This is a genomic window from Pseudomonas songnenensis (genome assembly GCF_003696315.1).
GTDB classification, from domain to species: Bacteria; Pseudomonadota; Gammaproteobacteria; order Pseudomonadales; family Pseudomonadaceae; genus Stutzerimonas; species Stutzerimonas songnenensis.
This window is the reverse complement of sequence record NZ_RFFN01000005.1, coordinates 186,326-198,786: the sequence shown is the minus strand read 5'-3', so window position 1 is coordinate 198,786 and position 12,461 is coordinate 186,326. Positions and strand designations below refer to the sequence as shown.

Genomic DNA, 12,461 nt, shown 5'->3' with positions numbered 1-12,461 from the left:
TGGACCTACCAGTTGAGCTGTGAGGGGAACGCGCGGGCCTGCTCGGCCGTTACCGCAGGCGATACCAGAAAGCCCTGCATGACATCGCAACCGTTCGCTATCAGCCAGTCGCGCTGTGCGACGGTTTCGACGCCCTCGGCCACCACTTCCAGCTCAAGGTTGCGCCCGAGGTCGATGATGGTACTGACGACCGCTGCATCGCGCGGGGAATCCATCATGTTGGCGATGAACAGGCGGTCAATCTTCAGCGTATCCAGCTCGAAATGCCGAAGATAAGCCAGCGATGAATAACCGGTGCCAAAGTCGTCGATAGCCACCCGCACGCCGAGCTTGCGCAGCTGACGGAGCTTGTCGCAGCTCTGCTCGAGGTCTTGCATCAGCGTGCCCTCGGTGACTTCCAGTTCCAGCTGCGCCGGATCGAGCTGATATTCGTCGAGCAATCGACGAAGCGAGTCGAACAGTCCGGCACGGCTGAACTGCACCGGACTGACGTTCAGGCTGAGAATCAGATCGCTACCGAACGATGGAAGCCATTGGCCGTACTGGTTCATGCCCTCGCGCAGCACCCAGTCGCCGACCCGCTCGATGAGGCGCGTCTCCTCCAGCAGTGGAATGAACACGCCAGGCTCGTTTTGGCCAACGTCGCCCTGCGGCCAGCGCAGCAAGCCCTCGAACCCCCTGAGCTTGCCGCTGGCGAGCATGACCTGCGGCTGATAGAGCAGCTCGAAATCGTTGCGCTCGGTGGCGCTGCGCAGGTTCTCCTCCATCATCAGGCGGGCATGGGCACGCTCGTTCATGTCGCTGGAGAAGAAACGGTACTGTCGGCGACCAGCACGCTTGGCCTCGTACATGGCCATGTCAGCCGAGCGCAACAGCTGATCGACACTGACGCCGCAATCGGGGAAATGCGCGATGCCGATACTGGCCCCCAGCGTCACCTCGGTGCCGTCGACCTTGTGCCGCACCGAGATCAGCTCGATCAGCTTTTCTGCCACCCGTGCCGCATCTTCGGGGTGATCCAGCGAATCCAGCAGTGCGGTGAACTCATCCCCGCCCATGCGCGCGATGATGTCGTAGGGGCGCATGCAGGTTTCCAGCAGACGCGCCACCTTGCAGAGAATCTCGTCGCCGGCATCATGGCCGAGAGAATCATTGATGCGCTTGAAGCCGTCCAGATCGATATAGAGGATCGCCATGCGCTTGCCATTACGGTCCACCCGCGCCAGCGAGGACTCCAGCGCCTGGTGGAAGCCACGCCGGTTCAGCAGGCCGGTCAGCGAATCGGTGACCGCCTGCGTCTCGAGCTGAACGTGCAGGTTGCGCACCACCGACATATCCAGCGCGATCACTACCATGGAGCGCTGCTGGCGGGGCAGCGGCGAGCTCGACAGCGCCACCGGCAGTGGTGTGCCATTGGCGGTATGCAGCTGCGCCTCGTGAAGACGATAGGTGGAGCCGCTGCGCCAGTAGCGATAGAAATCCGACTCGTGCCAGCTAGCCGGCATTTCCGGGGCTGCGAGGTGCGACAGCAGCGCCGTGCCCTGCAGATCCTCGACGCGACGGTGCAGCATCCCGGCGATGGCAGGGTTGGCAAAGCTGATGTAACCGTCCTCGCCGACCACGAGGATACCCTCGGCTGCATTGCTCAGCACCGAGGCATTGAAGGCGCGGGCGCTATCGAGCTGCTGGGTAAGCAGTTGCAGATCCCGGCGATTGTGCTCATGGGCGAGCAAGGTATTGATCTTGTGCTTGAGCACCTGCGGATCGAATGGCTTGAGGATGAAGTCCACCGCCCCGGTGGCGTAGCCGCGCAGCACGGAGTCACGGGTATGGGCAATCGCCGACACGAAGATGATCGGCGTATAGCGGGTGTGCGGACTGCCGCGCATCAGCCGGGCAACCTCGAAACCGTCCATGCCTGGCATCTGCACATCCAGCAGCACCAGTTCGACATCCAGCTCCAGCAGCGCCTTGAGCGCCGCCTCGCCGGAGTTGACCGTATGCACCTGCCAGTCGCCGTCGCCCAGCAGCGCTTCCATCGCGACCAGATTTGCTTCACGGTCGTCCACCACCAGCAGCGTACGGCTGCGTGACCTGGGCTTAAGCTGCGTTTGCATTATCGCCAACCTCCAAGCCAACTAAGTCAAACCGCCGGCAATGCACACCACTCGTGGCAGTCACGCACCGCACGCACCCCGGGCAGACCAACGCCACGGCACTGTCATGTTCCGCCTGCACCAATCGCTACTCCTTTCCCGACTCGTCCGTACCCGACTCCAGGCCCAGCCGGCGTCGCAACAATTCACGCAGGGCCGTCGCCTCGACCGGCTTGGTGAGCACCTCATCGGCATCGGACGCGATACACCGTTCACGTGCGCCTTCGTCGTTCGCCCCCACCAGCGCAATGATCGGCGCGCGGCAGTCGTGATCCTGCTTAAGCCGCCGCGCCAACTCCGGACCTTCCGCGTCGGGCCGGCTCATGTCCAGCACTACCAGATCGAAGGCATCCTCGTCGAAACGCTCCAGCGCTTCCGCAGCACTGGTGGCAGGCACGACCTGGATGCCCAGCTCGTCCAGCTGGGCGGTCAGCGAGTAGATCAGGCGCACATCCTCGTCGACCAGCAGCACTCGCTGGCCGGGCGCCGCGAGATGCAGCGAAGCAGCGGCAGTCGGGGCAGGCAGAGCAGGCTCCGGGCGTACCAGTGCACCCAGGCGTTCCACCGCTTCCTCTTTGGACAGCACGGTGGCCGCGTAGCCATGCAAACGTTGCAGATCCTTTTCCGAAAGCGGCTCGCGACTGTTCACCAACACCGTCACGCCCTCCAGCGAGCGCAGTCGCTCGAAGGCGTCCAGCAGGTCAAGCCCGCTGCCGTCCGCCAGCTCGCTATCGACCACCACGACAGAGAATGTCTGCTCGGCATAGGCCAGTCGGGCGCTATCGCCACTGGCAGCCAGCGTGACGCTGTAACCGAGCCGCTCGAAGTAATCACGGATCAGTACGCGGCGCCGCGGCTCGGTCTCTACCAGCAGCAGGCGCAGCGGGTTGTGCTCGTGCCGCGCCAGCTCGATGAAGATGCGCTCCAGCTCCGATTGCGCGACCGGCTTGACCAGATAGCGCGAACCATCGTCGTGCCAGTCGTTGGGCTGCGGCACACAGGAGATGATGATCACCGGCATGCCCTGGTGGCGCTCATCGCCACGCAGCTCCCGATGGATCTGCCAGCCGCTGATATCCGGCAGCAGAATGTCGAGGATCACCGCAGCGAAATGCTCGCGTCTCAGAGCTTCCAGCCCCTGCTCGCCGGTATTGCAGATCAGGCTGGTGAAACCATGGCTCTGCCCGACCTCGGCGACCACGGAGGCAAAGTCCGTATCGTCCTCGATGATCAGCAGGCCGGGACCGCGACCGCGCCGCTGCGGCTGAGGTGGCAGCAATGATTGTGTTGGCGCACCCGATGCCGCGGCGATAGGCAACAGCACGGTGAACGTCGCGCCCTGGCCCAGCTCGCTTTCGACGGTCACCTGGCCGCCCAGCACCTCCACCAGCTGGCGGGTGATCGCGAGCCCCAGCCCGGTACCACCGTAGTGCCGGCTGATCGAACCGTCGATTTGCTGGAAAGCCTGGAAGATCCGCTCGTGCTGATCTTTCGCAATGCCAATGCCGCTATCGCGCACCTGCAACTGCAGCGTCTGGCCTGGACCGTCTTCGGCGCAGCGGCAGCTCGCCAGCAGTTCCACCTCACCCTGCTCGGTAAACTTCAGCGCATTGGTGAGCAGGTTGCGCAGGATCTGCTGCAGCCGTGCCCGATCGGAATTCAGCGTGACCGGCACATCGGCGTCGACTTCGATCTTGAGCAGCAACCCTTTCTGCTCGGCCATCGGCCCGAGCGATGCCTGCTGCTCGGCGAGCATTTCCCGCAGGTTCAGCGGCTCCAGCTTGAGCTGCATGTGACCGGACTCGATCTTCGCAAGGTCCAGCACGTCGTTGATCAGTTGCAGCAGTTCATGGCCGGCGCGGTGGATGATGTCGGCATGCCGAACCTGCTTCTCGTTCAGATTGCCAGCCCCGTTCTGCCGCAGCTGATCGCTGAGGATCAGGATGCTGTTCAGCGGCGTGCGCAGCTCATGGGACATGTTGGCAAGGAATTCGGACTTGTAGCGATTGGCGACGGCCAGCTGATCGGCCTGCTCGCGCAAGCGACGCTCGGCGGCCTTGCGATGACTGATGTCGATGATCACTGCCTGCACCAGCTGCTCGTCGCCACTGCGCAAGGGCGACAGGCCGATCTCCACCGGCAGCGCGCTGCCATCACGATGAAGGCCGAACAGCTCGCGATTGCTGCCCATGCGCCGTGGTTCGGGATGCTCGGTGTAGCCTTGGCGCAAGCCGCGATGGGCTTCACGCAACGCTTCGGGCAACAGTCGCTCCACCGGCTGGCCGAGCAGTTCCTGTCTCGTGTAGCCGAACAGCACCTCGGTCTGACGGTTGACCATGACGATATCGCCGTGAACATCCACCAGCACGAACGCGTTGGGAGATGCCTCCACCACATTGCGGAAGCGTTCCTCGTCACGCTTGCGCGCCTGCAGATCGAGCAGGTTCAGCACGTAGTACAACGCATCGTCATGGTTGAAGCTGGTCAGACTGACCGCCACTGGTATGGACCTGCCATCCTCGCGCTGGGCCTGCAGCTCGAGCTGGCTGGTCTCCCGCAGCTGCCGCAGTACCTGCTCGCCGAGCACGCCAGGCACGTAACGGCTCACCCGCTCGCCGGCCAGCAGCTCCGCCGTGCTGCCAAACAGCTGTGCCGCACTCTGATTGGCCAGTTCGATACGGCCGCCAGCGTTGCATAACAATGTCGCTACCGGCAGTTGCTCGATCAACTGGCGGAAACGTGCTTCGCGCTCCTGCAGTTGCAGGCTCAACATCTGGCTGTTGCGTAACGCGCGTTCGCGCAGATACAGATAGCCACCGACCAGCAAGGAAAAGAGCGCCGCCGCGGTAAGCGCCGCCGCGAGGCTGAAGGCCCGGTTATTGTCACGCAGCACCGCCTCGTACTCCGGTGTACTCGCGACCTGCAGCTGCCAGCTACGGCCATACATGTAGATATTACGGATCCGCTGGAACTTGGCATCGGCGCTGACCGGCGCACGCCCCGCCAGCAGCGGAGAGTCCGGATTGGCGGCATCGAACAGCTGCAGCTGCAGCATCCGGCTCCGCGAACCGAGGATGCCCTCCATCAGATCGGTGAGGCGGAACGCGCCGTGCAACGTTCCGACGAAGGCGCGCTGACGCTCTTCCTCGGTGGTCACCGGCGCAGTTGCGGCATAGAGCGGGAAGAACAGCAGCACGCCAACCTGGACGTTCTGTTCGGTTTCCTGCTTGAGACGCAGCGGCCCGGTAAGAACCGGATTACCGCTGTTACGGGTGCTGACGATCGCCTCGCGACGGGTTGCCTCGCTGAACAGATCGAAGCCGAGCACCCTCCGGTTACGCCAATCGGTCGGGTGGATGTAATCGGTCACGACATACTCGTCGCGCACGCCCGACGGGTACATGCGAAAGCGCTCGCGACCCGAGCTGCGGATCTGCTCGATAATGCCGTCAAGGGTGTCTGAAGTCGCATGGCGTGCCAGCGCAACGGCCTGGATACCGGGATAGAAGTCCTGCAGCTGCAACTGGTCCGCGGCACGCGCCCAGTCGTCCACCTTCACTTCATCACTACCCGCCACCACGCCAGCCAGGCCACGCAACACCATCTCGTAGGCGCGCATCCGCTCGCGAAGGGTGTGCTCGATATCATCGACGGCAAAGGTGAAGCGCTGCTCCTGCTCGACCTTGCTGCGCTGCTCCTGGACGTGCCATTGCCAGCCAATCCATCCACCCAGCCCCGCCATCAGGGCCAGTGCGACCAGTAATGGCAACCAGGACCTGCGGGAATGGAGAGCGGGACGATCATCCATTCGACCTCCTCTGTGCCACTACTGGCGTGCTATCGAATGTCAGATTCGAATAGTGCAGAGAGGTTCAATGGCGCGAAGGATTAACGGATTAGTGGCGTCTGTTTTTCGTCAACAGCGAGGCCATTGCAGCCCCGCTGTCTATCAGCGCTTACAGCGGACGCAGATTGATCTCGACGCGACGGTTCTGCGCACGACCGGCCGCGGTGTCGTTACTGGCAATCGGCTGACTCGGGCCGGCACCGTAGGACGAGATACGCGCGGGTGCTACACCATTGGAGATCAGGTACGACGCGACGCTCTGGGCGCGGCGGTTGGACAGATCCTGGTTCAGCTGCAGCGAGCCGGTACTGTCGGTATGGCCGACGATATCGACGCCGTTCTTGTTGAACTCCTTGAAGACCTGCACCAGCGAATTGAGCGTCGGGTAGAAGCTGCTGGAAATGTCAGCGGAGTTGCTGGCAAAGGTGATGTTGCCGGGCATGATCAGCGTCAGGTTGTCGCCGTTGCGCTGAACCTGAACGCCGGTGCCTTGCAGCGTCTGGCGCAGCTTGGCTTCCTGGGTGTCGACATAGTAGCCGTAGCCACCGCCAGCCGCGCCACCGACCGCAGCACCGATCAGTGCACCCTTGGTGCGATCCTTCTTGCTCGAAGTCGCAGCACCGATGACCGCACCGCTGACGGCACCGATACCGCCATATACGCCCGCCTTGCCGGCCTGCTGCTCGCCGGTGTAAGGGTTGGTGGTACAACCGACCAGCAGCGCAACGCCCGCTGCGAGAGCGGTCATGTTCAGCATTTTCATAGGTACTTCCTTCTCTCGTCAGTTACCAGGGCAGCGCGCTTCGTAGACACGAACCCTGAATGCAGCGCTAGATTACCACTGCCCACCAGCAGGGATAGGAACCGTGCAACAGAACCGGTCCAACGGCTCGTCAGGCGCCGGCGCGCACGAAGGGATTGTCACGCATCTCATCGCCCAGACGGGTGTCCGGGCCGTGGCCGGTGACCACTGTGGCCTCCTCGTCGAGCGTATAGAGGCGCTGCTTGATGGAGCGCTCGATACTCGCATAATCGCCGCCCCACAGATCCGTGCGACCGATCCCGCGGCGAAACAGCGTATCGCCGGCGATCAGCAGCTTGGCATCGGCAAACCAGAAGCTCATCGAGCCAGGAGTGTGTCCCGGTGTGTGCAGCGCCACGCCACAGCCGCAGGCCAGCTCCTCATCATCGGCCAGCCATTGGTCCGGCGCCGGGACCGGCGTGTAAGGCACGCCGAACATGCGGCATTGCATCTCCAGGTTATCCCAGAGGAACTGGTCGGCCTTGTGCAGATGCAGCGTGGCGCCGGTCTGCTCCTTCATCCGACCGGAAGCCAGAAAATGATCCAGATGCGCATGGGTATGGATGATGCTCACCACTTTCAGGCCGTGAAAGTCCAGCCGCGCCATGATCTTCTCGGGATCGCCACCCGGGTCGACGACAATGGCCTTCTTGCTCACAGGATCGCCAATGATCGTGCAGTTGCACTGCAACGGGCCGACAGGGAAGGTCTCGCGGATCAACATCGGTTGGGTGACAGCCATGTGGCGTCCTCTGGTTTCTGCATGTTCACTGCGCCGGGGCGCCGGCCAGCAGGATGCCGACTGCTCGCGCTCCCGGCAATGGCGGATGCCTGACCATTGGCGCCGAAGTCACGATTGCTCGCCTGCGCATGTCCCTGTTTGCAGATTACCCATATCGGTCTGCCGGGCTGCATGAACGGCCATCAAGTTGCCGAACATGCACGCCAGCTGCGCCCAGCGCTGAATAGCCTGCTCGTCAGCGGCTAAGCCGAGGACACATTGCAGCTCCGTAGCCGCGACCGACCCGAGCACCAGCTGCACGGCAAACCCTTCACTCTGGGTGCCAAGCCGAGCCGAGTACAAACCTACTCAATGCCGACTGGAGCCTCGGCTCAGCTCGGCGAGGGCTGCGCCGCCACGGCGTCTTCCTGCCAGCGAGCGATCTCGCTGCGGATGCGCTTCTTGTCCAGCTTGCCGACGCTGGTCTTGGGGATTTCCGAAACCACGGCGATCTGCTGCGGAATCGCCCACTTGTTGATATGCCCTTCGGCCACCGCCGGCTCGAGGAACGCCTGCAAGTCGGCAGCGCTCAGTTCACGGCCTTCACACAGCACCACCAGGGCAAAGGGCCGCTCGCCCCAACGCTCGTCCGGCACACCAACCACGGCGACATCACGCACCGCCTCGTGACGGCTGATCAGCCCTTCAAGGGTAAGGGACGACAGCCATTCGCCGCCGGTCTTGATCACGTCCTTGATGCGGTCGCGAATCTCGATATTGGCCATCTCGTCTATGACCGCGACGTCGCCGGTGTGCAGCCAGCCATCGGCCCACAGCTCTTCGCTCTTCTCCGGCTCGTTGTAGTAGCCCTGGGTCAGCCAGGGTGCACGCAGCACCAGCTCGCCCTGAGAGCTTCCATCCGCCGGCAGGAAGCTGCCGTCCGCTGCCTGGATGGCCGCATCGACCAGCACCACGGGAACGCCCGCCTTGAGGTGGAAGGTACTGCGGGTGTCTTCGTCAGCCTCGAGTAGCTCGTCGTTGATGTGCGCGCCGGAAATCAGCGGGCAGGTCTCGGACATGCCGTACGCGGCGATCAGGTTCATACCGGACGCCTTGGCCTGGTCGTAGAGGCCGCGGGTCAGCGCGCTGCCGCCAATGGTGATCTTCCAGCCCTTGAAGTCGGTACCCTGGGCCGCCTTGGCGTTGAGCAGCATCTGCACGATGGTCGGCACGCAATGAGAGAAAGTCACCTGCTCACGGCGCCACAGGTCGATCAGGTACTCAGGGTCGTAGCGGCCCGGATAGACCTGCTTGAGGCCGAGCATGGTGGCGACATAGGGCAACCCCCAGGCATGCACATGGAACATCGGCGTGATCGGCATGTAGACGTCGTCCGAGCCCATCAGCCGCGGATTTTCCCGACAGCCGACGGTCACCGCCGCGGCCAGGGTGTGCAGCACCAGCTGGCGGTGGGTGAAGTACACGCCCTTTGGGTTACCGGTGGTGCCGGTGGTGTAGAAGGTCGTGGCGACCGAGTCCTCGTCGAAATCGGGAAAGTCGTAGCTCGGCGCGGCGGCAGCCAGCAGGCTTTCGTACTCGCCGACGCAGTCCGGCAGGCCAACATCGTGCGCATCGCTGTCGGTGAGCAGCAGGGTCTTCTGCACGGTGGTCAGCTGGCCGGCGATCGCCTGATACAGCGGCACGAACTCGCTGTTGACCAGTACGAAGCGGTCGTCGGCGTGGTTCATGGTGTAGAGGATCTGATCCGGCGACAGCCGCACGTTGATGGTGTGTACCACCGCGCCGATCATGGGGATGGCGAACATGCATTCGAGGTAGCGATGGCTGTCCCAGTCCATCACCGCCACCGTATCGCCCGGCTTGACCCCGGCTTCGGTCAGCACATTGGCCAGCCGCGCCACACGCTGGGTGAGGGTGCGGTAGTCATAACGCAGATGATCGCGGTAGACGATCTCGCGACTGCGCTCGTAACGCACACCGGACAACAGAAGACGCTTGATCAGCAGAGGGTACTGGTAGGCGTTAGCCGCGGGCTTGATCACACGGGTCTGCAGCATGGGGGCATCCTGTTCTTGTTGGAGTTGTAAGCTGCACTCTAGAGCGTCCGGCCCCGTGCAAAATCAGTCCAAAGGATTATTTTCCCCGCACCTCGTTTCAGCGTGTTAACCGATTTCGCTCACCGCCAGGCGTACACCAAGGCCGATCAACACCGCGCCGGTCAGCCTGTCGAACCAGTGGCCCATCCGCGCAAAGCCAGCGCGCACGCGGCCTCGGCTGAACAGCCAGGCCACCAGCAGGAACCACAGCGCGGTTGCACCGGCGAGATAGACGCCGTAACCGGCCTGCACCAACAGCGGTGTATCGGGGCTGATCACGACGGTGAATAGCGAGAGGAAGAACAGCGTGGCCTTGGGATTCAGGCCGTTGGTAACGAAACCGACAGCGAACGCCTGCCAGGCCGAACGCCCCGCACGCGCATGTGTTTCATCGGTCACATCCAGGTTCATCGGCCGCGCGCGAAGCGCACGCCAGCCGAGGTACAGCAGATACCCAGCCGCCAGCCACTTGAAGAGGTTGAACAGCACAATCGACTGCGAGACGATCAGGCCAATGCCGAGCAGGGAATAGGCGACATGGACGAATATCCCGCAGCCGACCCCCAAGGCAGTCCAGCTTCCGACACGCCGGCCCTGGGTCACGCTTTCGCGCACCACCACCGCAAAATCCGGTCCGGGGCTCGCCACCGCGAGTAGATGCACCAGCGCCACGGTCATAAATTCGATCCAGTACACAGTCTATCTCCACGCCATGCCAGCCCACATTGTCGGCCAGCCCCGGTTTCCTCGAAAAGGTACAGTTGATGCCCAATCGCGCCGTTTTTCTCGATCTCTCTCCCCTCGAACAAGGCGATCTCGACCTCGACCCGCTGCGGAACGCTTTCAGCGAACTCGTCTGTCATGAGCAAAGCACAACCGACCAGATCGTCGAGCGCTTGCAGGGCGCCCAGGTCGCAATCGTCAACAAGGTTTCCCTCTCGGCCGAGATCCTGGCCGCCTGCCCCGAACTGAAGCTCGTCCTGGTCTCGGCCACCGGCGTCAACAACATCGACCTGCAGGCCGCCCGCGAGCGAGGCATCGTGGTCAGCAACTGCCAGGCCTACGGCACACCCACCGTCGCCCAGCACACCCTGATGCTGCTGCTGGCGCTGGCCACGCGGCTGCCCGACTACCAGGCCGCCGTCGCCCGCGGACGCTGGCAGGAAAGCGGACAGTTCTGCCTGCTGGACTTCCCCATCGTCGAGCTGGAGGGCAAGACCCTTGGCCTCCTCGGCCACGGCGAACTCGGCAGCGCCGTAGCCCGGCTCGCGGAAGCATTCGGTATGCGCGTGCTGGTCGGCAATCTGCCGGGCCGACCAAAGCGCCCGGAGCGTCTGGATCTGGACGAGCTGCTCCCACAGGTGGACGCACTCACGCTGCACTGCCCCCTGACTGAGCAGACGCGCAACCTCATCGGCGCACGCGAACTGCAGCTGATGAAACCGACCACCTTTCTGATCAACGCCGCACGGGGCGGTCTGGTGGACGAACAGGCATTGGCCGATGCCCTGCGCCGCGGTCACCTGGGTGGTGCTGCCACCGACGTGCTGACCAGCGAGCCGCCACGGGACGATAACCCCCTGCTGGCGCCTGATCTGCCGCGGCTGATCATCACCCCGCACAGCGCCTGGGGCAGCCGCGAAGCGCGTCAGCGTATCGTTGTCCAGCTGACCGAGAATGCCACAGCCTTCTTTGCCGGCACCCCGCTGCGTCAGGTCAACTGACAGAAGTGGCCTGGGGCAGCTGTGCCGCTGCCCCGAGCTTGCGAGTACCGGCCCATAGCACCTAAGCTCGCCGACTTTTCCAGGGAGACGCTCATGGACCCTCGAAGCGAAGTACTGCTGCGTCAGGCCGAGCTGTTCCAAGGCAGCCTGCTGTTGGCCGGACTGCCCGCCGACGACCTGCTGGGCAGGTTGCCCGGCGCCGTCGGCTGGAGCTGGCACGCCGGCGAACAGCAGCTGCTGAACAAACGCTTCAGCGGACGCTGCAGCTTCGGCGTCGCTCCACCGCCCGGCGAATACGTCGCCGCCGTGCTGTTCCTGCCAAAGTCCCGCGAGTTGACTGACTACGTGCTGCAGGCGCTGGCAGCACAGTTGGCAGGCCGCCCGCTTTATCTGGTCGGGGAAAAGCGCGCGGGTGTCGAACGCGCCGCGAAACAGCTCGCCAGTCTCGGCCGAGCCCGCAAACTCGACAGCGCGCGCCACTGCCAGCTCTGGCAGGGCGAGATAGAACAGACACCGGCCGTTCCGGACCTCGATGCACTGGCTCACCAGTTCACGCTGGAGCTGGACGACGGGCCGCTGCAGGTGATCAGCCTGCCCGGGGTATTCAGTCACGGGCGCCTGGACGTCGGCAGCGCCCTGCTACTCGAGCACCTCGACAATCTGCCCAGCGGGCGGGTACTCGATTTCGGCTGCGGCGCCGGTGTTATCGGCGCCACGCTGAAGCGCCGTTATCCGCAAAGCGAGCTGGTGCTGCTGGACGTCGACGCCTTTGCCGTCGAGAGCAGTCGCCGGACGCTCGCCGCCAATGGGCTCGAAGCTGAAGTGATCGCCGGCGATGGCATCGATGCCGCCCCTCGGCAGCTGGCGGCAATCATCAGCAACCCACCGTTCCACCAGGGCGTGCACACCAACTATCACGCCAGCGAAACGCTGATCGAGCGGGCCGCCGAGCATCTGTCGAGCGGCGGCGAGCTACGCTTGGTGGCCAACGCTTTTCTCCGCTATCCGCCACTGATCGAGCAGCATCTCGGTGCCTGCCAGACCGTTGTCGAGCGCAACGGCTTTCGCATCTACCGCGCCATATGCTCCTGACG

The 12,461-nt window shown here is 63.6% G+C and carries 8 protein-coding genes; 2 read left to right on the top strand and 6 right to left on the bottom strand.

Annotation, left to right across the window (positions count from 1 at the left end; translation table 11 throughout):
- Positions 1 to 5: 5 nt before the first annotated feature.
- The 6 genes from EA798_RS14945 to EA798_RS14915 all read right to left on the bottom strand — a co-directional run bounded on the left by EA798_RS14945 (position 6) and on the right by EA798_RS14915 (position 10,339).
- On the bottom strand, positions 6 to 2,120 hold the full coding sequence (locus EA798_RS14945; protein ID WP_122099509.1) for a two-component system response regulator: 2,115 nt from the start codon (positions 2,118 to 2,120) through the stop codon (positions 6 to 8).
- Positions 2,121 to 2,244: 124 nt separating this feature from the next.
- The gene (locus EA798_RS14940; RefSeq protein ID WP_122099444.1) at positions 2,245 to 5,964 is read right to left on the bottom strand and encodes a CHASE domain-containing protein; all 3,720 of its coding nucleotides are present in this window, start codon (positions 5,962 to 5,964) and stop codon (positions 2,245 to 2,247) included.
- A 148-nt stretch (positions 5,965 to 6,112) separates the two neighbouring features.
- Positions 6,113 to 6,766: a YiaD family glycine zipper/OmpA-like lipoprotein gene (locus EA798_RS14935; RefSeq protein ID WP_106155655.1), complete on the bottom strand. Its 654-nt coding sequence runs from the start codon at positions 6,764 to 6,766 to the stop codon at positions 6,113 to 6,115.
- 130 nt (positions 6,767 to 6,896) lie between these two features.
- Positions 6,897 to 7,547, bottom strand: coding sequence for an MBL fold metallo-hydrolase (locus EA798_RS14930; RefSeq protein WP_122099443.1), 651 nt, complete (start codon positions 7,545 to 7,547; stop codon positions 6,897 to 6,899).
- Between the two features lie 371 nt (positions 7,548 to 7,918).
- Entirely contained in the window at positions 7,919 to 9,604 is a 1,686-nt protein-coding gene (locus EA798_RS14920) for a fatty acid--CoA ligase (RefSeq protein ID WP_106155658.1), read from the bottom strand.
- A 105-nt stretch (positions 9,605 to 9,709) separates the two neighbouring features.
- A complete protein-coding gene (locus tag EA798_RS14915) occupies positions 9,710 to 10,339 on the bottom strand; it encodes a LysE family translocator (RefSeq protein ID WP_106155659.1) in 630 nt (209 codons plus the stop codon).
- 68 nt (positions 10,340 to 10,407) lie between these two features.
- Here EA798_RS14915 and EA798_RS14910 point away from each other — a divergent pair, with 68 nt between their 5' ends.
- Both EA798_RS14910 and EA798_RS14905 read left to right on the top strand, forming a co-directional pair.
- Positions 10,408 to 11,367 (top strand): 2-hydroxyacid dehydrogenase, encoded by a 960-nt coding sequence (locus EA798_RS14910; RefSeq protein WP_122099442.1) that lies wholly within the window; start codon positions 10,408 to 10,410, stop codon positions 11,365 to 11,367.
- Positions 11,368 to 11,460: 93 nt separating this feature from the next.
- Positions 11,461 to 12,459, top strand: a complete 999-nt coding sequence (locus tag EA798_RS14905; protein WP_106155661.1) for a class I SAM-dependent methyltransferase — start codon at positions 11,461 to 11,463, stop codon at positions 12,457 to 12,459.
- Positions 12,460 to 12,461: the final 2 nt, after the last annotated feature.

Coding starts and splice junctions, on each gene's coding strand:
- EA798_RS14930 (WP_122099443.1), bottom strand. CDS start 7,547: ATGGCTGTCACCCAACCGATGTTGATCCGCGAGACCTTCCCTGTCGGC.
- EA798_RS14905 (WP_106155661.1), top strand. CDS start 11,461: ATGGACCCTCGAAGCGAAGTACTGCTGCGTCAGGCCGAGCTGTTCCAA.
- EA798_RS14920 (WP_106155658.1), bottom strand. CDS start 9,604: ATGCTGCAGACCCGTGTGATCAAGCCCGCGGCTAACGCCTACCAGTAC.
- EA798_RS14940 (WP_122099444.1), bottom strand. CDS start 5,964: ATGGATGATCGTCCCGCTCTCCATTCCCGCAGGTCCTGGTTGCCATTA.
- EA798_RS14910 (WP_122099442.1), top strand. CDS start 10,408: ATGCCCAATCGCGCCGTTTTTCTCGATCTCTCTCCCCTCGAACAAGGC.
- EA798_RS14935 (WP_106155655.1), bottom strand. CDS start 6,766: ATGAAAATGCTGAACATGACCGCTCTCGCAGCGGGCGTTGCGCTGCTG.